Source organism: Burkholderia sp. L-4, from assembly GCF_056856535.1.
Genome location: NZ_JBXEOX010000001.1, coordinates 3293631 through 3317921, shown reverse-complemented (window position 1 = coordinate 3317921; position 24291 = coordinate 3293631). Strand labels below are relative to the sequence as shown.

Sequence of the window (24291 nt, the reverse complement as noted above, 5' to 3'; positions counted from 1 at the left end):
AAAAGGCCGCGGCAGGCGCTGCCGCGGCCATTCGCTGCCCGGATCGGGCTGCTTACATCTTGGCGGGCGCGGACACGCCGAGCACCGCCAGGCCGTTCTCGAGCACCTGCCGGGTCGCGGCGAGCAGCGCGGCGCGCGCATTGCGCGGCGCTTCGTCGTCGACCAGGACGCGCTCCGCATTGTAGAACGAGTGGAATTCGCCAGCGAGATCGCGCAGGTAGAACGCGACCGCGTGCGGCGCCAGCTCGTTCGCCGCGTGCGTGAGCATGTCCGGGTACTCGGCCAGCTTCTGCATCAGCGACGCCGCCTGCGCGCTCGTCAGCTGCGACAGGTCGGCGCCCGGCAGCTGCGCGACGTCGACGTTGTAGCGCGACTTCAGTTCGTTGAGCACCGAGCAGATTCGCGCATGCGCGTACTGGACGTAATAGACCGGGTTTTCGTCGTTCTGTTTCAGCGCGAGGTCGATGTCGAACACGAATTCGGTATCGGCCTTGCGCGAGATCAGGAAGAAGCGCACCGCGTCGCGGCCGCGCGTGATGGTGGCCTCGTCGATCAGGTCGGGTGCCGCTTCCTGGCCCGCCGCCGCGCCGCCCGACCATTCGATCAGGTCGCGCACCGTCACGTAGCTGCCCGCGCGCTTCGAGATCTTCACTTCCTGGCCGTCGCGCATCACGGTGACCATCTTGTGCAGCACGTAGTCGGGATAGCCCTTCGGAATCCCGATGTGCAGCCCCTGCAGGCCGGCGCGCACGCGCGCGATCGTGCCGTGGTGGTCCGAGCCCTGGATGTTGATCACCTTCGTGAAGCCGCGCTCCCACTTCGTCACGTGGTACGCGACGTCCGGCACGAAGTACGTGTACGTGCCGTCCGACTTGCGCATCACGCGATCCTTGTCGTCGCCTTCGTCGGTCGTGCGCAGCCACAGCGCGCCGTCCTGCTCGTAGGTCATGCCGGCCTTGATCAGCGCGTCGACCGTCTTCTCGACGCGGCCTTCGCTGTACAGCGACGACTCGAGGTAGTACTGGTCGAACTTCACGCCGAACGCCTGCAGGTCCATGTCCTGCTCGCGACGCAGGTACGTGACCGCGAACTTGCGGATCGCGTCGAGATCCTCGACGTCGCCCGTGCCCTTGACCGGTTCGCCGTCCGACGCGGCGACCGTCTCGCCGTTCAGGAAGTCGCGTGCGATGTCGGCGATGTATTCGCCGTTGTACGCGGCTTCCGGCCAGCCCGCGTCGCCCGGCTTCAGGCCGCGTGCGCGCGCCTGCGTCGAGATCGCGAGGTTGCCGATCTGCACGCCGGCGTCGTTGTAGTAGAACTCGCGGTGCACCGCGTAGCCCTGGCTCGCGATCACGTTCGCGAGCACGTCGCCGAGCGCGGCCTGGCGGCCGTGGCCGACGTGCAGCGGGCCGGTCGGGTTCGCCGACACGAATTCGAGCAACACTTGCTTGCCTTTTTCGCGATCCGACGTGCCGAACGCGCGGCCCTGGTCGAACACGGCGGCGATCACCGCCTGCTTCGCGGCGGCCGACAGGCGCAGGTTGATGAAGCCGGGGCCGGCGATCTCGGCGGCTTCGACGAGGCCTTGCGCGGCCGGCTGCGCGGTGAGCGCGGCGACGATCTGTTCGGCGAGCTGGCGCGGGTTCGTGCCGAGCGGCTTGGCGAGCTGCATCGCGACGTTGCACGCGACGTCGCCGTGCGCGGCGACCTTCGGACGCTCCAGCGTGATGGTCGGGGCGACGGACGCCGCATCGGCGCCTTTCAGCGCGTGTGCGACCTGCTTGACGCTATCCGCGAGCAGGGCTTCGAGGGTCTGTTTGTGTGCTGGCAGCATGCTGGTAGAAGGCTTCGTTGGTGGCGGCCGGAAACGCCGGCCCGCCGGCGCGCTTTTTAAGCGCGCGTTTCAGGGATCGCAGAATTTTAACAGGTGCTAATATGCCGCTCAGGCGGTCCGCGTCCGCGAGGCCGGACGCCGGTCTGCCAGCGTTCCCCAACCGCGCCGCGCAGGCACAACAAGATGAAAAGGGAATTGTCATGATTACGTTCAAGAGCAAGGCGGCACAGGATCTCGACGTGCTGAAGGATTTCGCCGTGTACGTGCTGGGCCTCGTCGGCAAGCAGCTGGGCGAGCGCGGTGTGATTACGCACGACGAGCTGGACCACGCGATCGCCAAGCTGGAAGGCGCCGTTGCGCAGGCGAAGCAGGAACGCGCCGAGCATGCCGGCCATTTCCACGAGGACGAAGCCGACCACGCGCACCACGAAGTGCCGCCGAGCCTGGCACAGCGCGTCGCGCCGTTCCTCACGATGCTGCGCGAGGCGAAGGCCGGCGAGGCCGACGTGCACTGGGGCTTCTGAGCTTCGTTGCCCGGCAGGTCGAAAGACCGGCAACGCAAGAAAAAGCCCGCTCGAACGCGGGCTTTTTCTTTTGTCTGATCAAACGGGCGGGTGGCCGCCCGTCCGCGTCGATCAGAGCTGCGGCGCGAGCGCGCGGCGCGCGTCGTCGAGCGACAGCGCCATGCGCCGCGCGTAATCCTCGAGCTGATCCTGCCCGATTTTGCCGACCGAGAAATAGCGGCTGTCCGGATGCGCGAGGTAGAAGCCCGACACGCTCGCGGCCGGCAGCATCGCCAGCGAGTCGGTCACGCTCATGCCGATCTCGTCCGCATGCAGCACGTCGAACATGTCGCGCTTCACGAGGTGATCGGGGCAGGCCGGGTAGCCGGGCGCCGGGCGGATGCCCGCGTACTTTTCCGCGATCAGCGCGTCGTTGTCGAGCGTCTCGCCGCTCGCGTAGCCCCACAGCTCGCGGCGCACGCGCGCGTGCATCGCTTCGGCGAACGCTTCCGCGAAGCGGTCGGCGAGCGCCTTCAGCATGATCGCGCTGTAGTCGTCGTGGTCGGCTTCGAACTGCTTTTCCTTCACGTCGACGCCGAGGCCGGCCGTCACCGCGAACATCCCGATGTAGTCGGCCACGCCCGACGCCTTCGGCGCGATGAAGTCGGCGAGCGAACGATTCGGCCGCATCACGCCGTCGACCACCGGCCGCACGCTCTGCTGGCGCAGGTTGCGCCACGTGAGCAGCACTTCCGAGCGCGATTCGTCGCTGTAGATCTCGATGTCGTCGTCATTGACGGTGTTCGCCGGCAGCAGCGCAATCACGCCGCTCGCGGTCAGCCAGCGACCCTGGATCAGGCGCGCGAGCATCGACTTCGCGTCGGAGAACACGCGCCGCGCCGATTCCCCGACGATCTCGTCGTTCAGGATCGCCGGGTATGGACCCGCGAGGTCCCAAGTCTGGAAGAACGGGCCCCAGTCGATGTAGTTCGCGAGCTCGCCCAGGTCGTAGTTCTTGAACACGCGGCGGCCGATGAACTTCGGCTTCACCGGCGTATAGCCGGCCCAGTCGACCTGGGTCTTGTTCGCGCGCGCCTCGGCGAGCGTGACCATCGGCTGCGCCTTGCGGTTCGCGTGCTGGTCGCGGATGCGTTCGTAGTCGGATTTCAGCTCGTCGAGGTACTTCGCCGCGCCTTCGTCGGACAGCAGGTTCGACGCGACCGACACCGAGCGCGATGCGTCCGGCACGTAGACGACCGGGCCTTCGTAGTGCGGCGCGATCTTCACGGCCGTGTGCACGCGCGACGTCGTCGCGCCGCCGATCAGCAGCGGGATCTTCTTCACGCGGAAGTAGTCGTCGCGCTGCATTTCGGACGCGACGTACGCCATTTCCTCGAGGCTCGGCGTGATGAGGCCCGACAGCCCGATGATGTCCGCGCCCTCGACCTTCGCCTTCGCGAGGATCTCGTTGCACGGGACCATCACGCCCATGTTGACCACTTCGAAGTTGTTGCACTGGAGCACGACCGACACGATGTTCTTGCCGATGTCGTGCACGTCGCCCTTCACGGTCGCGATGACGATCTTGCCCTTCGCGCGCACGTCGCCGCCCGCTTCCGCGAGCAGGCGCTTTTCTTCCTCGATGAACGGGATCAGGTGCGCGACGGCCTGCTTCATCACGCGCGCCGACTTCACGACCTGCGGCAGGAACATCTTGCCCTGGCCGAACAGGTCGCCGACGACGTTCATCCCGTCCATCAGCGGCCCTTCGATCACGTTGATTGGACGGCCGCCGGCCGCGGCGATCTTCGCGCGCGCTTCCTCGGTGTCCTCGACGATGAAGTTCGTGATGCCGTGCACGAGCGCGTGCGCGAGGCGCTTCTCGACCGGCTGGTTGCGCCACTCGAGGTTCTCTTCCTTCTTCGCGGCGCCGGTCTTGAACTTGTCGGCGATCTCGAGCAGGCGGTCGGTCGAATCCGCGCGGCGGTTCAGGATCACGTCCTCGACGCGCTCGCGCAGTTCCGCGTCGAGATCGGCGTACACGCCGAGCTGGCCCGCGTTCACGATGCCCATGTCCATCCCGGCCTGGATCGCGTGATACAGGAACACGGTGTGGATCGCCTCGCGCACCGGGTCGTTGCCGCGGAACGAGAACGACACGTTCGACACGCCGCCGCTCACCTTCGCGTACGGCAGGTTCTGCTTGATCCAGCGGGTCGCCTCGATGAAGTCGACCGCGTAGTTGTTGTGCTCCTCGATGCCCGTCGCGACCGCGAAGATGTTCGGGTCGAAGATGATGTCTTCCGGCGGGAAGCCGACTTCGTTCACGAGGAAGTCGTACGAGCGCTTGCAGATCTCGGTCTTGCGCTCGAACGTGTCGGCCTGGCCCGTTTCGTCGAACGCCATCACGACCGCGGCCGCGCCGTAGCGGCGGATCAGGTTCGCGTGGTGGCGGAACGCGTCCTCGCCTTCCTTCAGCGAGATCGAGTTCACGATCGCCTTGCCCTGCACGCACTTGAGGCCGGCCTCGATCACCTCCCACTTCGACGAGTCGATCATGATCGGCACGCGCGCGATGTCCGGCTCCGATGCGATCAGGTTCAGGAAGCGCACCATCGCCGCCTTCGAATCGAGCATCGCCTCGTCCATGTTGATGTCGATCACCTGCGCGCCGTTCTCGACCTGCTGGCGCGCGACGGCGAGCGCCTCGTCGAACTGGCCGTTGAGGATCATCCGGGCGAACGCCTTCGAGCCGGTGACGTTGGTGCGTTCGCCGACGTTGATGAAGAGCGTCCCGGGCGTGACGTTGAACGGCTCGAGGCCGGCAAGGCGCATCATGTGATCGGTCATGGCGGTGCGAATTCTGGTGATGAAGGACGTGGGGGGCGGTCAGGCGTTGTCGCTGTACTGGTTCGGCCAGCGGCGCGGCTTCACGTCGGCGAGCGCCTTCGCGATTTCGGCGATGTGTTCGGGCGTCGTGCCGCAGCAGCCGCCCGCGAGGTTCACGAGCCCGGCCTGCGCGAATTCCTTCAGCAGGCCCGACGTGACGTCCGGCGTTTCGTCGAAGCCCGTGTCGCTCATCGGGTTCGGCAGGCCCGCGTTCGGGTAGCACGACACGTAGGTGTCGCACAGCTTCGCGAGCTCGGCGATGTACGGGCGCATCAGCGCCGCGCCGAGCGCGCAGTTCAGGCCGAACGTGAGCGGCTTCGCATGGCGCAGCGAATTCCAGAACGCCTCGACCGTCTGGCCTGACAGGATCCGGCCCGACGCGTCGGTGACGGTGCCCGAGATCATGATCGGCAGGCGCTCGCCGGTATCCTCGAACAGCTCGTCGAGCGCGAACAGCGCGGCCTTCGCGTTCAGCGTGTCGAAGATCGTCTCGACGAGGAACAGGTCGACGCCGCCGTCGAGCAGCGCCTTCGCCTGCTGGTAGTACGACGTGCGCAGCTCGTCGAACGTGACGTTGCGCGCGCCCGGATCGTTGACGTCGGGCGAGATGCTGGCCGTCTTCGGCGTCGGCCCGATCGCGCCCGCGACGAAGCGCGGCTTGTCCGGCGTCGCGTATTTCGCGGCCGATTCGCGCGCGAGCTTCGCCGACTCGACGTTCATCTCGACGACGAGATCTTCCATCCCGTAGTCGGCCTGCGCGACGGTCGTCGCGCCGAACGTGTTGGTCTCGACGATGTCGGCGCCGGCCGCGAAGTACTGGTCGTGGATCTCGCGGATGATCTGCGGCTGCGTGAGCGACAGCAGCTCGTTGTTGCCCTTGATGTCGCGCGGGAAATCCTTGAAGCGCTCGCCGCGATACGCGGCTTCGTCGAGCTTGTAGCGCTGGATCATCGTGCCCATCGCGCCGTCGAGGATCAGGATGCGCGATTTCAGCAGCGCGGGCAGTGCGGCGCCGCGCGTGTAGGGCGCGTCGAGCGGGACGGAAGCGGCGAGAGGGGTCGCAGACATGGGCGGAAGACCGGCGAAGACGGAAAACCGCCATTGTAGCCGGTGCGCCTGAGCGCCGCCCGGCCTTGCGCCGCGCGGGCGGCCCGCCAAATGAAAACCCCCGCCGGCGAACCGGGCGGGGGCGTGATCGGAGTGCTCGCGGGGGCCGCGCGGCGTGCGCGGCGAATGGCCCGGCCGCACGAGGCGCCGGGCCGCGGGTCGTCAGTGCAGCACGACGGGCATCATCATCAGGCTGTCGAATTGTCCGAGGAATTCGTCGACCTCGTCGAGCGACGGCTCATCCTCGATCAATTGCTTCACGTGTGCGCGGAATCGTTCGGCAAGCTCGCCGTCGATGAAGATTTCGCGCTGCGCGTTCTTGTCGACGATTTCGTATCCGCCGGCATTCATCAGATGATGGCCGGCCTGCGGCGCGAATTCGACGACGCAGTAGTTGGGGCTGTTGTAGATCATTTGCATGGCGGCACTCCTCTTCGCAGTGGCATCTGGCCTTGTTGTCCCCTAGGTGGGGCGAGCCTTGCCGGTTTCAAGGGGCTTGCGCTGCACACCCCGTTCCCGTTTGCGTGGGGTGTATCGGTTAGAAGCCGATATCGATGAAACGTTTCCCATTGTCTGCCGGTGGACGGAAATAGTTGTTAAAGAGTGTCATCGGCCATTTCACGGGAATCTGTAATCGGTCGAAATTGCCGAATCGCGTGCGCTTACGCGCGGGTTCACTGTGTGACAGTCGAAGCAGCCGGCGGCGCAGCCGGTTGGGCGGGCGGTTGCACGGCGGCCGGCGGCACCGGTTGGGCCGGTTCCGCGGCCGGTGTGGGCGAGGCCCCCGGCGCCGGCGCACCGGCGGGCGCGTTCGTTGCGCCGCCCGGCGGCGCGGCGTCGGCCGGCACGCTCGGCGCCGCGAGGCGGCCATGCCACACCAGCTCGATCTGTGCACCGTTCGGCTCGGTCTGCATGAGCCGCGCGGGCAGCCAGCCGAGCGACGGCGCGAGCCACATGTCGATGCGGCGCGTATCGCCGTCCCGGCGCGGCAGGCGCATGAAGTGCCGCGCGTCGATAATGCCGGCCTGCGTCTGCACCTGCTCGTCGCCGATCACGGCGATCGGCCAGGTCTCGCCGCTGTTGTTGTCGATCACGAAGAACTGCTGCGTGACGCCCGGCTTGTACGCGGACGGATTGCCGCGCACGAGCCCCGACAACTGCATCAGCATGCTGAAGCGGTCCTGCACGCCGTCGGGCAGCGGTGCGTTGTTCGGCGTGCGCGTGAACACGACCTGCCGGATCTCGCGGTTGAAGATCGCGATGTCTTCCGGCCGCTTGCCGCGCTTCTCGACGTAACGGTCGGGCGCGATGCCGAACGCGTCGATGCGGCCTTCGCTGCGATAGGTGAACGGGCCGACGAACGGCACGGGCATCGACACCGACAGGTCGTACGTGTGCCCGTCGGTGCGCCAGCGGATCGTGCCGATCATGTTCTGCATCCCGTTGTAGAACGTGTCGTATTGCAGGTCGCCGGACGGCGGCGCGGCGAACTTCACGCCGCTCGTCGCGGGGCCCGGCGTCGCGGCGCTGCCGGCGCCGGCGGCCGATGCGGCTTGCGCGCCCGACGCACCCGGTACGCCGCTCGCCGCCGACGCGGCGGCAGGCGGCGGTTCGCCGTGCTCGGCTGTCTGCGTCGACGTGAGGACCGGCTCGGGCGTCGGCGCGGGTTTCGGCGCGGCAGCCCTGGGCGCGGCGGGGGCCGGGCGTTCGACCGGCTTCGGCGCCGGCGGGGCGGGCTGGCGCTCGATCGGCCGCGGTTTCAGCAGCTCGATCTGCACGGGGATTTCGGCGGGCGGCGGCGTGAACGATTCGCGGCTGCGCATCAGCCAGACGGCGGCGAGCGCATGCAGCACCAGCACGACGACGAGCGCGACGGCCACGCGCAGCCAGCGGCGGGGCAGGGCGTGACTCGGGCGGATGTCGGCGGGCTGAATGGGCATCGGAACAGGATCGGGGCGGTCGCGTGACGTCGGGCGCGCAAGCGCGCCACAGGAATCGGACCGTCGGATGCGCTGCGCGTTCGCGATGCGAGACGTGTAGCGGTGCGTCAGGCGTCGCGTGCGTCGGGACTATAGCCGAGTTCGTAAGACAGTTTCCGCGCGCATGCGCGCAGCGCGGTGTCGATCTCGCCGCCCCACGCGATGTCGAACGAGCCTTCCTGGCCGAGCGCGACGAGCGCGAGCGCGAGTTCGCCGACCGCATCGAATACCGGCATGCAGAACGCGTGGATCGTCGGCAGCAGCATCCCTTCGACGCGCGCGGCTTCGTGCCGGCGCACGTCGGCGAGCACCGCGTCGACCTCGTCGAGCGTGCGCGGGCCGCCGTGGTGCGGCGAGCGGCGCGTATCGGCGAGTTCGCGCTCGAGCATCGCGGCGGTCTTGCCGCGCGGCAGGTACGCGGCGAACAGCAGGCCCGTCGCCGAGCCGAGCAGCGGCATCACGTCGCCGAGCTTCAGCGACGCCTTCGCCGGATGGCTCGATTCCATCCAATGCACGATCGTCGGCCCCTGGTTGCCCCACACCGCGATACCGACCGTCTGGTCGAGGCGGTCGCGGAATTCGGTCAGCGCGATCCGCGCGAGCTTCACGCCGTCGACGCGCGCGAGCCGCGCGAGCCCCATCTGCAGCGCGAAACCGCCCAGCTCGTAGCGGCCGGACACCGGGTCTTGCGACACGACGCCGAGCCGCGAGAAGCTGACGAGGTAGCGATGCGCCTTCGCGGGACTCATGCCCGCGCGCTGCGCGAGATCGCGCAGCATCATCGCGCGCGGCTCGCTCGTCAGCACGTCGAGCAGGCGGAAGCCGACCTCGATCGACTGGATGCCGGAACGGACTTTCTCGCCGTGCTCGCCGGAAGCGGCGTCATCGGTGTCGGAGTCGGCGAGATCGTCGTCGGGAAGCGGGCTGGCGGGCATGGGCAACGGGGGCGCGAAAATGCGGCAGGAATCGGGGCGGAAACGGCAGGCGCGATCGTCGCGCGCCGCATGGATTCACCATCGTAAAATAGATTCCCTCCATCGTCACTACAACGGCAGAGTCCCCCTTATGAAACTTGCTTCGCTGAAGGACGGCACGCGCGACGGCCAGCTGATCGTCGTGTCGCGCGACCTGCACACCGCGGCGATCGCCGACACGATCGCGCCGACGCTGCAGCGCGTCCTCGACGACTGGGCGTTCTACGCGCCGCAGCTGCGCGACCTGTACGACGCGCTGAACCACGGCCGCGCGCGCCATGCATTCGCGTTCGATCCGGCCAACTGCATGGCGCCGCTGCCGCGCGCGTTCCAGTGGGCCGACGGCTCCGCCTACGTGAACCACGTCGAGCTCGTGCGCCGCGCGCGCGGCGCGGAGATGCCGCCCGAATTCTGGACCGATCCGCTGATGTACCAGGGGGGCAGCGACGATTTCCTGGGCCCGCGCGACGACGTCGTGTGCCCGTCGGAGGAATGGGGCATCGATTTCGAGGCGGAAGTCGCGGTGATCACCGGCGACGTGCCGATGAGCGCATCGCCCGACGCCGCGTTGAAGGCCGTGCGCCTCGTCACGCTCGTGAACGACGTGTCGCTGCGCAACCTGATTCCGGCCGAGCTCGCGAAGGGCTTCGGCTTCTTCCAGAGCAAGCCGGCCACCGCGTTCGCGCCGGTCGCCGTGACGCCCGACGAGCTCGGCGACGAATGGCGCGAAGGCCGCGTGCACCGGCCGATGATCGTCCACTGGAACGGCAGGAAGGTCGGCCAGCCCGATGCGGGTACCGACATGGTGTTCCACTTCGGCCAGTTGATCGCGCACGCGGCGAAGACGCGCAACCTGCGTGCCGGCTCGATCGTCGGCTCGGGCACGGTGTCGAACAAGGACGCGAAGCGCGGCTACTGCTGCATCGCCGAGAAGCGCTGCCTGGAGACGATCGAGCACGGCGCGCCGCAGACCGAATTCATGCGCTACGGCGACACCGTGCGCATCGAGATGTTCGACACGGCCGGCAAGTCGATCTTCGGCGCGATCGAGCAGTCGGTCGCCCCGCCCGACGGCGCGGCGTAAGCCGCGTACCGCGACACCCGGCCCCGGTCCGCGCGCCGGGTTTCGCCTGATGTTTGCCCGCGCGGGCTTGGCTACACTCGATTCAAGAGCGTCGAACAAGGAGCGGCACATGGCCGATCTCGCCGCGTACGGCGGTTACGAAGCACTGAAGGTGACGCGCCGCGACCACGGCGTGCTCGACATCGTGATGAGCGGCGAGGGGGCGAACCGCAGCGGCCTCGCGACCGCGAACGCGCGCATGCATCGCGAGCTCGCCGACATCTGGCGCGACGTCGACCGCGATCCCGACACGCGCGTCGCGGTGATCCGCGGCGAAGGCAAGGGCTTTTCGGCGGGCGGCGATCTCGCGCTCGTCGAGGACATGGCCAACGACTTCGACGTGCGCGCCCGCGTGTGGCGCGAGGCGCGCGACCTCGTCTACAACGTGATCAACTGCAGCAAGCCGATCGTGTCGGCGATGCATGGCCCGGCCGTCGGCGCGGGGCTCGTCGCCGGGCTGCTCGCCGACATCTCGATCGCCGCGCGGGATGCGCGCATCATCGACGGCCATACGCGGCTCGGCGTCGCGGCCGGCGACCACGCGGCGATCGTGTGGCCGCTGCTGTGCGGGATGGCGAAGGCGAAGTACTACCTGCTGCTGTGCGAGCCCGTGAGCGGCGCGGAGGCCGAGCGGATCGGGCTGGTCTCGCTCGCGGTCGAGCCGGCCGACCTGCTGCCGAAGGCGTACGAAGTGGCCGAGCGGCTCGCGCAGGGTTCGCAGTCGGCGATCCGCTGGACCAAGTACGCGCTGAACAACTGGCTGCGCTCGGCCGGGCCGACCTTCGATACGTCGCTCGCGCTCGAGTTCATGGGCTTCTCGGGGCCCGACGTGCAGGAGGGCATCCGCTCGCTGCGCGAGCGGCGCCCGCCCGCGTTCCCCGGCGACGCGCCGTTCTGACGCGCGCGCTATGATCGATTCACGCGCGGCCGCGCGACGCATGGCGGCCGCCTCGCTTCCCCAGTCAAACAGGATGCCCGTATGACGACCGATGCCTCCGACGCCAACCCTTTCGCCGGCTTTGCCGGCTTCAAGCCCGCCGACATGATGGACCGCATGTGGGACATGATGCGGATGTCGCCGTTCGGCGGCATGGCGCCGTTTCCCGGCGCGGCGACAGGGCTGCCGCCGTCGCTGTCGAGCATGTCCGACATGATGGCGCCGCTCACGAGCGTCGAGGAACTCGACAAGCGGATCACCGATCTGCGCGCGGTCGAGCAGTGGCTGAAGCTCAACCTCGGGATGCTGCAGTCCGCGATCCAGGCGCTCGAGGTGCAGCGTGCGACGCTCGCGACGCTGCGTGCGTTCGGCGCGTTCGCGCAAAGCTCGATGTCGGCGGCCGAGGACGCGGCCGTTGCCGCCGCGCAGGCGGCGAAGGCCGCACCGTCCGGCGACGCGGCGCCGGCGCCGGATGCCGCCGATGCGCCCGCCGGCGACGCCGGGCAGGCGTTCGACCCGGCCGGCTGGTGGAACCTGCTGCAGTCGCAGTTCAACCAGCTCGCGAGCCTCGCGATGGCGCAGCCGGGCATGCAGCCCGCCGCGCCCGGCGACGCGCCGCCGGATGCGGCCGCCGCGCCGGAACCGGTCGCGAAGCCGGCGCCGGCGGCCGCCGCGCCGCGCAAGCCCGCCGCGAAGCGCGCAAAGCCGTCCGGCTCCGCCGCGGCGCGCGCCGCCGCCGCTTCGTCGCCCGAAACGCGTCCGCCGAAGCGCTCGACGTGACGCGGCGCCGGTAGCAGGTCGATCATGCGGCTCGCGCTCGTTCTGATGGGGGGCGGCGCGCGTGCCGCCTACCAGGTCGGCGTGCTGAAGGCACTGGCCGAGATCGCGCGCGAAGCCGATCCGCAGCGGCACACGCTGCCGTTCGCGGTGGTGTGCGGCTCGTCGGCCGGCGCGATCAACGCGACGTCGCTCGCGAGCCACGCGGACGATTTCTCTCACGGCGTGCGGCGCCTGCTCGAGTTCTGGGAGCCGCTGCGCGCCGATTACGTGTATCGCAGCGACTGGCTCGGCATCGCGGCCGCCGGCGCGCGCTGGCTCGCGACCATGACGTTCGGCTGGGCGGCCCGCCGCTCGCCGCGCGGGTTGCTCGACAACACGCCGCTCGCGCACCTGCTGCAGCGCGAGCTGAGCTTCCACCGGATCGAGCAGATGCTCGAGGCGCGGCTGCTGCATGCGCTTTCGATCACCGCGCTCAGCTATTCGAGCGGCCGGCACCTGACGTTCTACCAGGCGGCGCAGCCGATCCAGGCATGGCGGCGCGCGCAGCGCACCGCGCGACTCGTCGACCTGTCGGCGTCGCACCTGCTCGCGTCGTCGGCCATCCCGTTCGTGTTCCCGGCCGTGCCGCTCGTGCTCGACGGGCAGATCGAATACTTCGGCGACGGGTCGATCCGGCAGATCGCGCCGCTGTCGCCGGCCATCCACTTCGGTGCGGACCGGATCGTCGTCATCGGCGCGGCCGACCCGCGCCCCGAAATCCCGGCCGCGAACGGCGCCGGGCTGGTGCGCGGCTACCCGACGCTCGCGCAGATCGGCCAGCAGGTACTCGCGAGCGTGTTCCTCGACTCGATCGGTTCGGACATCGAACGCATCGAGCACATCAACCGGATGATCGAGCACCTGCCGCACCAGGTCGAGGTCGACAGCGGCTGGCGGCACGTGGACGTGCTCGCGATCGCGCCGTCCGAGCGCATCGAGCTGATCGCCGCGAAGCACCTGAAGCAGATGCCGGCGACGATGCGCGGGCTGCTCGGCGCGATCGGCGGCAGCCAGCCGGCCGGCGCGTCGTTCGCGAGCTACCTGCTGTTCGAGGAGGCATTCACGCGCGAGCTGATCGAGCTCGGCTACGTCGACGGGCGCGCGCAGCGCGACACGCTTGCCGGCTGGATCGCGCAGGCGGACGGCAGCGGCGCGACGGCGGCCGGCACGCCGCCGGCAGGCGGCCAAGCGGCCGGCAAAATACGGGTCTGACACGCACAGGGGAATGTAAGGTTGCGTTTTCGCGACGGTTGCCCGCGACCGATCGCCGCACCGCAGTGGGCGGCGCGCGACCAGGCAAGCGTCTCGGAACCGTCATGCACGCGTGATATCATGGCCGCCGCCGTATACACCATATCGAGCAGCCCGCCGATCCGGCATCCGCACGGGACCCTCCGGGGAACCCGCCTGGGGCAGGGGACGGGCGCGCCAACGAGCCGGCCAGCGCCGGCCCCCAACGCAGGCAAGCGTGGCCGGCTCCGTCCGAACGGAGCGCGGCTGCGGCATGCCCAACGGCGGCGACGCGGCCGCACGGCTGCCGGACGAGGAATCAACGTCCGGCGGGTCGGTTTCCCGCGTAAAATTTGAGTCTTGGCTGCAAAAAGCGCGCGTGGCGCGCCGGCGCGGCAACAGTCACGTTTAGAGAAGTCGCATTGCGCAGAACAGGGGTGGGACCATCATGAACACGATGCTTTATCCGGAACTTTACAGGTCGCTCGAAGCCGTCCGCTGGGACATGGAGAAGGACATTCCGTGGGACAAGTTCGACGCTTCGCTGCTCACCGACGAGCAGGCGAAGACGATCAAGATGAACGCGATCACCGAATGGTCGGCGCTGCCCGCGACCGAAATGTTCCTGCGCGACAACCAGCACGACAGCGATTTTTCCGCGTTCATGAGCGTGTGGTTCTTCGAGGAGCAGAAGCATTCGCTCGTGCTGATGGAATACCTGCGCCGCTTCAAGCCGGACATGGTGCCGACCGAAGAGGAACTGCACGCGGTGCGCTTCCAGTTCGACCCGGCGCCGCCGCTCGAGACGCTGATGCTGCACTTCTGCGGCGAGATCCGCCTGAACCACTGGTACCGCTGCGCGGCCGACTGGCACACCGAGCCCGTCATCAAGCAGATCTACGAAACGATCTCGCGCGACGAAGCGCGTCATGGCGGCGCCTACCTGCGCTACATGAAGAAGGCGCTGAACAACTGCGGCGACGTCGCACGCGCCGCGTTCGCGAAGATCGGCGTGCTGATGGCGTCGGCGCGCCGCACCGAGAAGCCGCTGCATCCGACCAACCTGCACGTGAATCAGGCGCTGTTCCCGCGCGACACCGTGCAGTCGCGCCTGCCCGATCCGGAATGGCTCGAGCGCTGGCTCGACGAGCAGATCCGTTTCGACGGGGAGTGGGAAAAGAAGGTCGTCGAGCGGATCCTGCACAACCTGTCGATCCTGTTCGAGCGTACGTTCGCGACCGCGCAGGAGCTGAACCGCTATCGCAAGGAAGTCACCGGCCGCCTGCAGGCCGAAAGCGGCCCGTCGTCGGCCGCGCAGCCGGCCTGAGGCCGGCAGGTGCCGCCGCCGGCGTGATGCGCGCCGGCCGCACGGCGCCGTCGCGTATTCGTTGCATGAAGCCCGCCTGGCCAGCCCGGCGGGCTTTTTAACTGGCGCCGCCGTTGCGCGGGCCATCGTTCATTCCGTCCGATCTCCACCATGTCCGCTACCTTCGAACGCAAGCTGATCACCCGTGATGCCCTCGTCGCACTGCGCGCGTCGCTGCCGTCGCCCGTCGTGTTCACCAACGGCGTCTTCGACATCCTGCATCGCGGCCACGTCACGTATCTCGCCGACGCGAAAGCGCTCGGCGCGTGCCTGATCGTCGGCGTCAACAGCGATGCGTCGGTGCGCATGCTCGGCAAGGGCGACGACCGGCCGATCAATCGCGAAGAAGACCGCGCGGCACTGCTCGCGGCGCTGGAAAGCGTCGACTGGGTCGTGACGTTCGGGGAAAAGACGCCGGTGTCGCTGATCGAGGCCGTCCGTCCGGACATCCTCGTGAAGGGCGGCGACTACGACATGGATGCGTTGCCGGAATCGGCGCTCGTGCGCGGCTGGGGCGGCCGTGCGTTGGCGATTCCGTTCGAGCACGACCGTTCGACCACCGCGCTGCTGAAGAAGGTGCGCGCGCAGCAGCCCTGAGCGCGGACCGGCGCCGTCAGGGCGCGGACGCGGCGAGCGGTGCGGTCGTGACCGCCGGCGGCGCGATCGGGCCGCCGATGACGGGCTGGTCGGTCGCCTGCGCGAGCGGTGTCACGCGCAGCGCGTCGGGCCGCACCTGCCGCGACAGCACGCCGGGTTCGCGCGGGCCGGCCGCCGGCAGCGGCCCGAACACGCCGCGTGCCACCACGAACGCGAGCATGTTGGCGAGAAAGAGAACAGCGATCAGCCAGCGCAGCATCGTCGAAACTCCTTGTCGTCATCGACGTGGTTCACGTCATTCAGTCGAGCCGGCCGCATGGCCGGCTTTTTCATGGTTCGCGCCGATCGATTGCGCGGGCGGTTGCAGCCGCGCCGCGCGCACTGCATCGTCGGTGTGACGCGGGTCCGTCCGGACCCGCGCCGTCACGTACCGGCGCGCTGCCGGCACCTGTTCCGTCAATCCTGCGCGGCCTCGGCCGCGATCAGCGCGAGCCCGGACAGGATCAATGCATCGTGCCGCGTATGCGGGACCGTCAGCGCGCGCGCGACCTCGTCCGCCGCACCGCCGGCCAGTACGAGCCGCACGGGCGCCTGCCAGGCTTCGGCCAGGTCGCGCCACGCGCGTTCGATCAGCCCGGCCTGCGCATACAGGCACCCGGCCGACAGCGAGCGCGGCGTATCGACCTGGAACGGCTCGGCCTGCGCACCGGCGAGCAGCCCGCTCGCGATATCGGTGGTCAGCGTCGGCAACTGCGCGGTGTGCGTGCCGAGCGCGCGCATCATCAGCGCCCAGCCCGGCGCGATCAGCCCGCCCGTGAAGCGGCCGTCCGCGCGCAGCGCCTCGAGCGTCGTCGCGGTGCCGAACGTCGCGATCAGCAGATGCTCGCCGGGAAACGCCGCATGCGCGCCGATCAGGCCGGCCCAGCGGTCGCTGCCGAGCTGTTCGGGTGTCGTATAGCCGTTCGTCACGCCGCATTGCGCGGGCCGCGCGCGGATCGTCGTGCGCGGCAGGCCCGGCCAGCGCCCGTCGAGCAGCGCGTCGATCCGCGCGGCGACGTCGGTGCCGGCGACGTTCGAGATCCACGCGCCGTGCGGCCGCGCCAGGCGCGACCAGTCGGGATCGGCGCCGCCGTCGCGCGTGTGGCCGAACACGCCCGTATCGACGAGCGTGCGCCGCGTGTCGGCGAGCGCCCACTTGATCCGGCTGTTGCCGGCGTCGATCAGCAGGTGCGGCTCGCTCATTGCGCTTCGCGCAGCGATACGTCGCCGGCCGCGATCGTCTGCACGCCGTCCGGCGTGTCGAGCAGCAGTTGCCCGGTCGAGTCGATGCCCGTCGCGATGCCGCGCGCACGTTCGACACCCTGCTCGAGCAGCACGACTTCGCGGCCCGCATACGCGTGCAGCGCGTGCCAGCGCGGCAGGAACGGCGCGAGGCCGTCGGTGCCGAACTGCGCGAGCGCGGGCGTGAGCGCGTTCAGCGACGCGGTGAGCGTATCGGTGAGGTTGGCCGACGCGCATGCGACCGACAGCGCGGCGGGCGGCAGCCCGCTCGCGAGCGTCGCTTCGCGCGCGCGCAGCGCATCGACCTGCGCGGCGACGGCTTCCGCGCCGCGCACGTTGATGCCGAAGCCGATCACGACGGCGGTGGCGTCGGCGGTGGTCCAGACGGTTTCGATCAGGATCCCGGCGAGCTTGCCGACGATGTGCGGCGCACCGTCGTCGGTCATCAGCAGCAGGTCGTTCGGCCATTTGAGCACGACGCGCGCGCGCGCGTCGAGCGGCAGCGTGGCCAGCCCTTCGGCGAGCGCGACGCCGATCGCGATGCTGAGGCCGCCGAGCGCGTCGACGGGGCGCGGCACGATGCAGCCGACCGAGCACAGCAGCGCATTGCCGGGCTGCGCGAACCACGGGCGGCCCTGCCGGCCGCGGCCGGCCGTCTGCTCGAACGCGACGCGCACGAGCGGCGCGGGCAGGGCCTGGGCGTTGCGCGGCAGCGCCTTGAGCCGCGCCGCGACGTCGGCGTTGGTCGAGCCGGTGGCGGCGACGATGTCGAGCGGCCACGCGCGCGGCGCGGCGTCCAGATGGGCCTCGAGCCGGTTGCGCGCGATGTGCGCGTCGCCGGATTCGGGCGTGTCGGAGGAGGTGGGGGCGTTCATGGCGCCTATTGTAGCGACAGGGGGCGGGGGCGCGTCGGGAAGCGGGGAGGCGGGGAGGCGGGGATGCGCCCCTTGCGGTGCCGGGGCCGGGGCGTCGCTGAATGCTCGACGCCATCGCGTGGCGTTGTCGGCCAATGAGGCGTTGCGCCGCGCGCAACGGACGATCGTTATTCGGGGTTTCGAATTTTCCTGATTGATTCCCGATTTGCGGTCACGCGTTTGGGGGGCTGCGCGATTTTCGCCAATTCGAGATGAAAGAGGACCGCGGATGAGTCGCCGGGCCGCGAGATTGCTCCATCATTTCTCAGGTCCGATATCACGGGTTGCGGCGAGCGTCGCGTCACTGCCTTCCCATGAATTCGAGGATTTCCGCTCCAACTCTCCGCATTGGCCCTGGCAGCGTATCCGATTCCCGGCGCATCCGTTTCATAAACGGGATGCGAACGCCCGGCGAGGACATACGTCACGTTCGGAACGAATGTGCCATGTCAGGCCGCGGTGCCCCGATCTGTCGGACAGTCGTTGTACAGCGCATTTGTGGTCGATGTCTTCAGCGCACGCGTGCCGATCAGCGTGCCCGGTACCAATGCGTCGCGCGACGCGGAGACGCCGGCCGGGGCGATCGGCGCTGCCGCCGCGACTCGGACGTATCCGCAAGCTAGGGCTTCTGCGCGCGATACGCCGGACAGAAGAAGCCGACGAAAAGCATCCTCGCCAACAGCAGGCTTCGGGTGGTCGTTCGCACTCGCGATACCGCAAAAGCATCGAAGAAATCTGACTCGTCCCCAACCTGCACTCCGGTCACAACGGGTCGCGTCTTCCTGGTCGATGACCGGCTTGGCTCGCGGGTCCGCTCATATGGGACATCAAACGAAAAACCTAAATATCGTACTTGTCCTATTTGAAAAGCAAATCAAATCGGTCGCGTCCAATTCGATAAATTGTCCGAAATTTCGATAATGGTCTTCGAATCGCGCTTCGTCATTTTTAGACACGAGCACCGAATGATGCATGCACGTTTCAAATCATCAACCATCGTTTGAGATCAATACCATGAAACTCGCAACCAGCACCAAGATCGTTTCGACCCTTCTGGCCGTGGCAGGCCTCGGCCTGGCATCGGCGGCCCACGCGGCGGACGGCACCATTACGTTCACCGGCAACGTTACCGCGGCGACCTGCAAGATCGACGGTACGGCCGCGGGCGCGACGTCGAACAAGTCGGTCGCCATGCCGACGGTCAGCTCGGGCTCGCTGAACGCCGCGGGCGCGGTCGCCGGCCGCACGGCCTTCGGCTTCAAGCTGACGGGCTGCGCGGTGGATAGCGACAATTCGAAGGGCAACCCGACGAAGGTCCAGGTCATGTTTGAAAACGCAACGAACGTGACGGCCGACGGCAAGCTGTCGCTCGACAAGGGCACGATCGAAGCGCCCGAAGCGAAGAACGTCGTCCTGCAGGTCCTGAACGACCAGCAAGCCCCGATCAAGGTCGGCGCGAACTCGCTGGACCAGAACTCGCAAGTCGTCTCGATCGGCGAGGACGGTACCGCCCAGCTGAACTTCTTCGCCGAATACCTGGCGACGGGCGCGGCGACCGGCGGTTCGGCCAATTCGAAGGTCCAGTACTCGCTCATCTACCAGTAAGTCTCGCGCTTGCTCCGGCCCGCTCGTTCGACGGGCCCGGGGCGGTGTGCCGATGCATGCCGCCCCGCGGGCCATCCCCTTGCCGCCCGTCGACATCAACGACCAGCACCCTTCGAGAGTTCACATGAACGTCATCAGAAAATCGCTCCAAACCGTCGCTCTGGCCACCGTCCTGATTGCTTCGCAAGCCTGCGCGAGCGTCGTGATCTCCGCGACGCGCGTCGTTTTTCCGAGCAACGAGCGCGAGATGACGATCAAGCTGACGAACGATGGTCCGGGGCCGGCGCTGATCCAGGCCTGGATCGACAAAGGTGACGCGCATGCGTCGCCGGAAGCTGTCGACGTGCCGTTCACGCTGACGCCGGCGATGTTCCGCATGGAGCCGAACAAGGGGCAAACCTTGCGGCTGCTGTATGCGAACGAGCCGCTGCCTGCCGACAAGGAATCGCTGTTCTGGCTCAACGTGCTGGAAATCCCCCCGAAGATCGCGAACGCCGAGCGCAACCAGCTTCAGGTCGCGTTCCGGACGCGCATCAAGATCATGTTCCGCCCGCAGAACCTGCCCGGCAGCGCGCAGAACGCGCCGGCGCAGGTCCGCTGGCAAGTCGTGCGCGGCACCGGCGGTCATTACGTGCTCAACGCGACCAATCCGACGCCCTACGTCGTCAACCTGGGCAGCGTGCAGCTTCAATCGAGCGGCCATCAATACGATGCGGGCGCGGGCTACGTCCTGCCGGGCGGCACCCAGGCCTTCCCGGTCCCGGACCTCAAGGCGCCGCCCGCGGCCGATGCGCGTGTCCGGTTCGGCAGCATCAACGACTGGGGCGCCTCGGCCAACCACGAGATGCCCGTTTCGATGCAATGACGCCGAGCCGGCTGCTCGCCGGCAGGGCTGCCTGACACAGCGCCTACTCGTGTAACGCGTCGTGCGTGATTGCGCAGGCGCGCGCCGCTTCATGGCCTTTTTGCCTCTCCCGGAGCGCCCTTGCCATCCGCGCCCATCGGGCGCCCATGTCCCGGCCCGTGTTTTCGATTTCAATCCGACGCAAATAGGAGTCCTCAGGAATGACATCGTCGATCCGACATCTTCGTCCGGATGAGACCCGATTGCCGCGGCTCAAGCCGATGTCCGTGCTGATGCTGTCCGCCCTTGCCGTCTGGTCGATCGACAGCCGCGCAAACACCGACACCGCGGTGCCCGCTGCCCGGGAAGCGTTACAGGTCGCGCAGATCGACGTCGCGCAGGCCCAGTTCGACCCCGACTTCCTGAGCAACGGCGCAGGCCAGGCAGTCGACATCACGCGCTTTGCGCGCGGCAACGTCACCGCGCCGGGTACCTACACCGTCGATCTCGTCGTCGGCGAGGACTGGGTCGGTCGATACGACATCGAATTCAAGGCCGCGCCCGGCACGCCGGACGCGCAGCCTTGCTTCGACGAGAAAACGCTGCGCCGTATCGGCATCGATTTCACGAAACTTCCCGCGCAAACCGTCAAGGCCGTCACGATCGACGGAGAATGCCGGCGTATCGGCCAGCTCGTGTCCGAGGCAAGCGCGTCGTTCGACTTCAGCGAGCAGCGCCTGACGCTCAGCATCCCGCAGGCGTCACTGGTACGCCGTGCGCGAGGCTATGTGAGCCCCGACCAGTGGGACGACGGCGTGCCTGTCGGCATGCTCGATTACAACCTGAACGTCTACAGTTCGAAGGTCAAGGGCAGCCGTGCGGACACGCAGGGTTATCTCGGGCTGAACAGCGGCGTCAATATCGGCAACTGGCACTTCCGCCACAATGGTTCGTACTCGTGGTCCGAGCGCGGCGGCAGCCGCTATCAGAACGTGTCGACCTACGTGCAGCGCGATCTGCCCGCGCTGTCGTCGCAACTCGTACTCGGCGAAACGTTCACGTCCGGCGAGCTGTTCGACTCGGCCCAGTTTCGCGGCGTACGGCTGTCGACGGACGACCGGATGCTGCCCGACTCGATGCGCGGCTACGCGCCCGTCGTACGCGGCGTCGCGAACAGCAACGCGAAGGTGACGATCCGCCAGAACGGCGTGACGCTGTACGAGACGACCGTCTCGGCCGGTCCGTTCGAGATCAACGACCTGTACCCGACCGGTTATGGCGGCGACTTGCGCGTGTCCGTCACCGAGGCGGACGGTTCCGTCCATACGTTCTCCGTCCCTTATGCGGCGGTTCCGCTGTCGCTGCGACCCGGTATCCAGCGCTACAGCTTCGTCGCGGGCGCGCTGCGCAACCAGCAGGGCACGAGCAACCCGCTGTTCGCGCAAGCCACCTATCAGCGCGGCCTGACGAACCTGCTGACCGGATACGGTGGCGTGACGGTTGCGGCCGGTTATACGGCGGCGATGCTGGGTGGCGCCTTCACTACGCGGGTCGGCGCGCTCGGTCTCGACTTCACGCAGGCCGTCACGTCGGTTCCCGGCGTGAAACGCTTCAGCGGCTCGAGCCTGCGGATCAGCTATTCGAAGTCCGTCGCATCGACCGGCACCGACGTATCGATCGCCGCATACCGTTACTCGACGAACGGTTATTTCAACCTCAACGACGCGATGAGCGCCCGCGACTCGGTCCGCAACGGCTATTCGGTCGACACCGTCTGGCGGCAGCGCAATCGCGCATCGCTGATGGTCAGCCAGCGCCTCGGCAAATCGGGCGGGCAATTGAGCCTGACCGCGTCGGCCGCCAGTTACTGGAACCGCTCGGGCTCGGACATCGACTACTCGGTCGGTTACAACAATTCGTTCCGGAATATCTCGTACAGCCTGTCCGCCACGCGCCAGCGCAATGTCGGCGGCAACATGAGCACGCTGTACTACGCCAGCGCGACGATTCCGTTCGGCAAGTCCGGCTCGACGATGCTGACCAGCAACCTGTCGCACGACACGCAAGGCCGCACGCAACTGCAATCGATGCTGTCCGGCTCGCTCGGCGTCGACAACGCGTTGTCGTACAGCGTCGCCGCGAACCACACGAACGGCCAGGGCAGCGCGAGCACCGACGGCAGCGGCAACGTCACATATCGCGCACGCTTCGCCGAGTTCAACGTCAGTGCCGGCGGCAGTTCGAACTACCGGCAGGGTTCGGTCGGCATTCGCGGCGCGGCGGTCGCGCACGGCGGCGGCATCACGCTGTCGCAACCGCTGTCGGAAACGTTCGCCATCGTCGAGGCCAAGGGCGCGGAGGGTGCACGGCTCACGAGCGCGTCGGGCGCGCGGGTCGACCACCGCGGTTACGCGATCGTGCCTTACCTCACGCCGTACAACATGAACACGGTCGAACTCGACCCGAAAGGCATCTCGATGGATGTCGAACTGAAGGAAACGAGTCAGCAGGTCGCGCCGCGCGCCGGCGCCGTGCCGCTGCTCAGGTTCGACACCGATACCGGGCGCGCCGCCGTGATCCAGGCGCGCCGGGCGGACGGCACGCCGCTGCCGTTCGGTGCGGCCGTGACCGACGATACCGGCAAGAGCCTCGGCGTCGTCGGCCAGGCCAGCAAGATCTTCTTGCGCGGCCTGAAGGACCAGGGCGAACTCACGGTGAAGTGGGGAGACGACGCCCGCTCGATCTGCCGCATCGAATACATGTTGCCGGTCAAGCAAGGCAACAACAAGTCGGCTTCCTTCGAGCCGATCAAGGGCGTATGCGGCGCGAAGACGCATGCCGCGGCGCTTTGATTCGCGGGTTACGCCCCCGCACCCTTCTGGAATCGATATGAAACGAGTACCGTTTGCATCGCCTCTCGCGTCGGCCCCCCTTCTGTTGCCGCGTGCAACATTCAATTTCCACGCGCCGGCGCCGCGTTTCATCAAGGCATTCGCTTTCTCGCTGCTCGCGATGCTTGCTCATCCCGCGTTTGCCGCCTGCCAGGCGAACTCGATGATCGTCACGCTTCCGAGTCCTCTCACGTTCAGTGGGCCGGCCGATGCGAACCCGCTCGGCGCGCAGATCGGCGGCTGGAGCGGTCAGGTCACGGACAAGCGGGCGTTCGACATCGCCAACTGTCCCGGCTGGACTGCCAATGCGGTTCCGCAGGATGCGCCGATCAACGGCCTCACGCATCAGTCCGACGGCGAGTCCTATCCGGTTTACCCGACGGGCATTCCCGGGGTCGGCTATGTCATCGGCATCAAGGATCCCAATGCGAGCAACTGGATCAGCGTCGCGCCGCCGCAAACGCAGACCTATCCGGCGCCTGGCACGACGACCGGTGGCGGACAAACGTCGTTGGGATTCACCACGCAGATCAAACTCATTGCGACAGGCCCGGTGCCGTCCGGCACGCATTTTTTCGCACCGCGAGTCGTGGCGAAAATGATCGCGCTGGACGGCAACAAGAAGCCCGTCGCCACACCGCTTTCGCTGACCCTCGGCGCGTTCACAGTCGAAGCCAAGAGCCGCGGATGCAAGGTTGTGCAGGGCGGGAACCAAGCGATCACGCTGCCGACCGTTGCCACCTATGCCTTCAAGGGCGTCGGCTCCACGGTGGGCGCGTCGAACCGGTTCACCATCGGCATTGCATGCGATCAGGACGTCGCGGTCTACGCGACCATGACGGACGTGAGCAATCCGTCCAATACCGGCAATACGCTCAGTCTCGGCCCGGACTCTTCCGCCGCGGGTGTTGGCTTGCGGTTGTACAAGCGCGACGAGACGCAGCCCATCATGTATGGTCCGGATTCGTCGCGGAAGGGCAACGTCAACCAGTGGCTGGTCGGCAATACCGCGTCCGGCGCTCAGATATTCACGATTCCGTTCGAGGTGAAGTACGTGCAGACGGACGCCAAGATCAGCCCCGGCAGCGTGAAGGCCAAGAGCAGCATCACGTTTTCCTATCAGTAAATCGGAACGCGCGGTACGTCGATGCCATGGTTAGTCATGGTGGACGCCTGTTGCCCGGGCGCCGCCCGCCGCAGCGAGTGGTGGCGGGCTCGCCTGCTATGACGTTGCGCTCTTCGGCAAGATCACCTGGCGCCAATGCGAGGGAAATGGACCCGGGGGAAGGGAGATCATGGATTCAACGAGGTGCCTTGGTGAGCGCGCTCGTGGCTGCGCACTGGCTCGCGACGCCATCGATCAGGCCGATATAGGCGGCATTGGTGCTTCGGCAAGAG

General features: G+C 67.8%; 20 protein-coding genes. 11 read left to right on the top strand and 9 right to left on the bottom strand.

Annotated features, from left to right (window positions below):
• Positions 1-52 precede the first annotated feature (52 nt).
• Positions 53-1834, bottom strand: coding sequence for an arginine--tRNA ligase (gene argS, locus AC1VVG_RS15455; protein ID WP_034189171.1), 1782 nt, complete (start codon positions 1832-1834; stop codon positions 53-55).
• A gap of 200 nt (positions 1835-2034) precedes the next feature.
• Here argS and AC1VVG_RS15450 point away from each other — a divergent pair, with 200 nt between their 5' ends.
• A complete protein-coding gene (locus AC1VVG_RS15450) occupies positions 2035-2358 on the top strand; it encodes a DUF1840 domain-containing protein (protein ID WP_011353361.1) in 324 nt (107 codons plus the stop codon).
• A gap of 111 nt (positions 2359-2469) precedes the next feature.
• Here AC1VVG_RS15450 and metH read toward each other — a convergent pair whose 3' ends face one another.
• The 5 genes from metH to AC1VVG_RS15425 form a co-directional block, all read right to left on the bottom strand.
• Entirely contained in the window at positions 2470-5187 is a 2718-nt protein-coding gene (gene metH, locus AC1VVG_RS15445; protein WP_049030054.1) for a methionine synthase, read from the bottom strand.
• Between the two features lie 39 nt (positions 5188-5226).
• On the bottom strand, positions 5227-6294 hold the full coding sequence (locus tag AC1VVG_RS15440; RefSeq protein WP_034189174.1) for a homocysteine S-methyltransferase family protein: 1068 nt from the start codon (positions 6292-6294) through the stop codon (positions 5227-5229).
• 201 nt (positions 6295-6495) lie between these two features.
• Positions 6496-6753, bottom strand: coding sequence for a BTH_I0359 family protein (locus AC1VVG_RS15435; protein WP_006477667.1), 258 nt, complete (start codon positions 6751-6753; stop codon positions 6496-6498).
• Between the two features lie 254 nt (positions 6754-7007).
• On the bottom strand, positions 7008-8273 hold the full coding sequence (locus AC1VVG_RS15430; protein WP_482835821.1) for a DUF3108 domain-containing protein: 1266 nt from the start codon (positions 8271-8273) through the stop codon (positions 7008-7010).
• Positions 8274-8380: 107 nt separating this feature from the next.
• Entirely contained in the window at positions 8381-9247 is an 867-nt protein-coding gene (locus AC1VVG_RS15425; protein WP_034189176.1) for an IclR family transcriptional regulator, read from the bottom strand.
• A gap of 130 nt (positions 9248-9377) precedes the next feature.
• Here AC1VVG_RS15425 and AC1VVG_RS15420 point away from each other — a divergent pair, with 130 nt between their 5' ends.
• The 6 genes from AC1VVG_RS15420 to rfaE2 all read left to right on the top strand — a co-directional run bounded on the left by AC1VVG_RS15420 (position 9378) and on the right by rfaE2 (position 15358).
• On the top strand, positions 9378-10370 hold the full coding sequence (locus AC1VVG_RS15420; protein WP_034189177.1) for a fumarylacetoacetate hydrolase family protein: 993 nt from the start codon (positions 9378-9380) through the stop codon (positions 10368-10370).
• Positions 10371-10479: 109 nt separating this feature from the next.
• Positions 10480-11307 carry an enoyl-CoA hydratase/isomerase family protein gene (locus AC1VVG_RS15415; RefSeq protein ID WP_034189178.1) on the top strand — a complete coding sequence of 276 codons (828 nt, stop codon included), beginning with the start codon at positions 10480-10482 and terminating at the stop codon, positions 11305-11307.
• 81 nt (positions 11308-11388) lie between these two features.
• Complete coding sequence (locus tag AC1VVG_RS15410; RefSeq protein WP_034189179.1) at positions 11389-12126, top strand: PhaM family polyhydroxyalkanoate granule multifunctional regulatory protein; 738 nt, start codon at positions 11389-11391, stop codon at positions 12124-12126.
• Between the two features lie 24 nt (positions 12127-12150).
• Positions 12151-13377, top strand: coding sequence for a patatin-like phospholipase family protein (locus AC1VVG_RS15405; RefSeq protein WP_482835820.1), 1227 nt, complete (start codon positions 12151-12153; stop codon positions 13375-13377).
• Between the two features lie 466 nt (positions 13378-13843).
• Positions 13844-14722, top strand: a complete 879-nt coding sequence (locus AC1VVG_RS15400) for a ferritin family protein (protein WP_034189181.1) — start codon at positions 13844-13846, stop codon at positions 14720-14722.
• 150 nt (positions 14723-14872) lie between these two features.
• Positions 14873-15358: a D-glycero-beta-D-manno-heptose 1-phosphate adenylyltransferase gene (gene rfaE2, locus AC1VVG_RS15395; RefSeq protein WP_006477674.1), complete on the top strand. Its 486-nt coding sequence runs from the start codon at positions 14873-14875 to the stop codon at positions 15356-15358.
• 16 nt (positions 15359-15374) lie between these two features.
• On the opposite strand, the gene AC1VVG_RS15390 is transcribed toward rfaE2, so the two are convergent.
• The 3 genes from AC1VVG_RS15390 to AC1VVG_RS15380 all read right to left on the bottom strand — a co-directional run bounded on the left by AC1VVG_RS15390 (position 15375) and on the right by AC1VVG_RS15380 (position 17514).
• The gene (locus AC1VVG_RS15390; protein ID WP_034189182.1) at positions 15375-15617 is read right to left on the bottom strand and encodes a hypothetical protein; all 243 of its coding nucleotides are present in this window, start codon (positions 15615-15617) and stop codon (positions 15375-15377) included.
• Between the two features lie 197 nt (positions 15618-15814).
• Positions 15815-16600 carry a type III pantothenate kinase gene (locus AC1VVG_RS15385; protein ID WP_482835819.1) on the bottom strand — a complete coding sequence of 262 codons (786 nt, stop codon included), beginning with the start codon at positions 16598-16600 and terminating at the stop codon, positions 15815-15817.
• Positions 16597-17514 carry a biotin--[acetyl-CoA-carboxylase] ligase gene (locus tag AC1VVG_RS15380; RefSeq protein WP_482835818.1) on the bottom strand — a complete coding sequence of 306 codons (918 nt, stop codon included), beginning with the start codon at positions 17512-17514 and terminating at the stop codon, positions 16597-16599. Before AC1VVG_RS15380 ends, AC1VVG_RS15385 begins: the two co-directional genes overlap by 4 nt.
• A 1053-nt stretch (positions 17515-18567) precedes the next feature.
• Between AC1VVG_RS15380 and AC1VVG_RS15375 the strand changes: the two genes are divergently transcribed.
• The 4 genes from AC1VVG_RS15375 to AC1VVG_RS15360 all read left to right on the top strand — a co-directional run bounded on the left by AC1VVG_RS15375 (position 18568) and on the right by AC1VVG_RS15360 (position 24019).
• A complete protein-coding gene (locus AC1VVG_RS15375; RefSeq protein ID WP_034189185.1) occupies positions 18568-19158 on the top strand; it encodes a fimbrial protein in 591 nt (196 codons plus the stop codon).
• A gap of 124 nt (positions 19159-19282) precedes the next feature.
• Positions 19283-20023 (top strand): fimbrial biogenesis chaperone, encoded by a 741-nt coding sequence (locus AC1VVG_RS15370; RefSeq protein WP_124670252.1) that lies wholly within the window; start codon positions 19283-19285, stop codon positions 20021-20023.
• A 260-nt stretch (positions 20024-20283) separates the two neighbouring features.
• Positions 20284-22854, top strand: coding sequence for a fimbria/pilus outer membrane usher protein (locus AC1VVG_RS15365; protein ID WP_482835817.1), 2571 nt, complete (start codon positions 20284-20286; stop codon positions 22852-22854).
• 37 nt (positions 22855-22891) lie between these two features.
• Positions 22892-24019 carry a fimbrial protein gene (locus tag AC1VVG_RS15360; RefSeq protein ID WP_167361878.1) on the top strand — a complete coding sequence of 376 codons (1128 nt, stop codon included), beginning with the start codon at positions 22892-22894 and terminating at the stop codon, positions 24017-24019.
• The last annotated feature ends 272 nt before the right edge of the window (positions 24020-24291 follow it).

Excerpts from the sequence above, each read along its gene's own strand:
- argS (WP_034189171.1), bottom strand. The coding sequence starts at position 1,834 with ATGCTGCCAGCACACAAACAGACCCTCGAAGCCCTGCTCGCGGATAGC.
- AC1VVG_RS15450 (WP_011353361.1), top strand. The coding sequence starts at position 2,035 with ATGATTACGTTCAAGAGCAAGGCGGCACAGGATCTCGACGTGCTGAAG.
- metH (WP_049030054.1), bottom strand. The coding sequence starts at position 5,187 with ATGACCGATCACATGATGCGCCTTGCCGGCCTCGAGCCGTTCAACGTC.
- AC1VVG_RS15440 (WP_034189174.1), bottom strand. The coding sequence starts at position 6,294 with ATGTCTGCGACCCCTCTCGCCGCTTCCGTCCCGCTCGACGCGCCCTAC.
- AC1VVG_RS15435 (WP_006477667.1), bottom strand. The coding sequence starts at position 6,753 with ATGCAAATGATCTACAACAGCCCCAACTACTGCGTCGTCGAATTCGCG.
- AC1VVG_RS15430 (WP_482835821.1), bottom strand. The coding sequence starts at position 8,273 with ATGCCCATTCAGCCCGCCGACATCCGCCCGAGTCACGCCCTGCCCCGC.
- AC1VVG_RS15425 (WP_034189176.1), bottom strand. The coding sequence starts at position 9,247 with ATGCCCGCCAGCCCGCTTCCCGACGACGATCTCGCCGACTCCGACACC.
- AC1VVG_RS15420 (WP_034189177.1), top strand. The coding sequence starts at position 9,378 with ATGAAACTTGCTTCGCTGAAGGACGGCACGCGCGACGGCCAGCTGATC.
- AC1VVG_RS15415 (WP_034189178.1), top strand. The coding sequence starts at position 10,480 with ATGGCCGATCTCGCCGCGTACGGCGGTTACGAAGCACTGAAGGTGACG.
- AC1VVG_RS15410 (WP_034189179.1), top strand. The coding sequence starts at position 11,389 with ATGACGACCGATGCCTCCGACGCCAACCCTTTCGCCGGCTTTGCCGGC.
- AC1VVG_RS15405 (WP_482835820.1), top strand. The coding sequence starts at position 12,151 with ATGCGGCTCGCGCTCGTTCTGATGGGGGGCGGCGCGCGTGCCGCCTAC.
- AC1VVG_RS15400 (WP_034189181.1), top strand. The coding sequence starts at position 13,844 with ATGAACACGATGCTTTATCCGGAACTTTACAGGTCGCTCGAAGCCGTC.
- rfaE2 (WP_006477674.1), top strand. The coding sequence starts at position 14,873 with ATGTCCGCTACCTTCGAACGCAAGCTGATCACCCGTGATGCCCTCGTC.
- AC1VVG_RS15390 (WP_034189182.1), bottom strand. The coding sequence starts at position 15,617 with ATGCTGCGCTGGCTGATCGCTGTTCTCTTTCTCGCCAACATGCTCGCG.
- AC1VVG_RS15385 (WP_482835819.1), bottom strand. The coding sequence starts at position 16,600 with ATGAGCGAGCCGCACCTGCTGATCGACGCCGGCAACAGCCGGATCAAG.
- AC1VVG_RS15380 (WP_482835818.1), bottom strand. The coding sequence starts at position 17,514 with ATGAACGCCCCCACCTCCTCCGACACGCCCGAATCCGGCGACGCGCAC.
- AC1VVG_RS15375 (WP_034189185.1), top strand. The coding sequence starts at position 18,568 with ATGAAACTCGCAACCAGCACCAAGATCGTTTCGACCCTTCTGGCCGTG.
- AC1VVG_RS15370 (WP_124670252.1), top strand. The coding sequence starts at position 19,283 with ATGAACGTCATCAGAAAATCGCTCCAAACCGTCGCTCTGGCCACCGTC.
- AC1VVG_RS15365 (WP_482835817.1), top strand. The coding sequence starts at position 20,284 with ATGTCCGTGCTGATGCTGTCCGCCCTTGCCGTCTGGTCGATCGACAGC.
- AC1VVG_RS15360 (WP_167361878.1), top strand. The coding sequence starts at position 22,892 with ATGAAACGAGTACCGTTTGCATCGCCTCTCGCGTCGGCCCCCCTTCTG.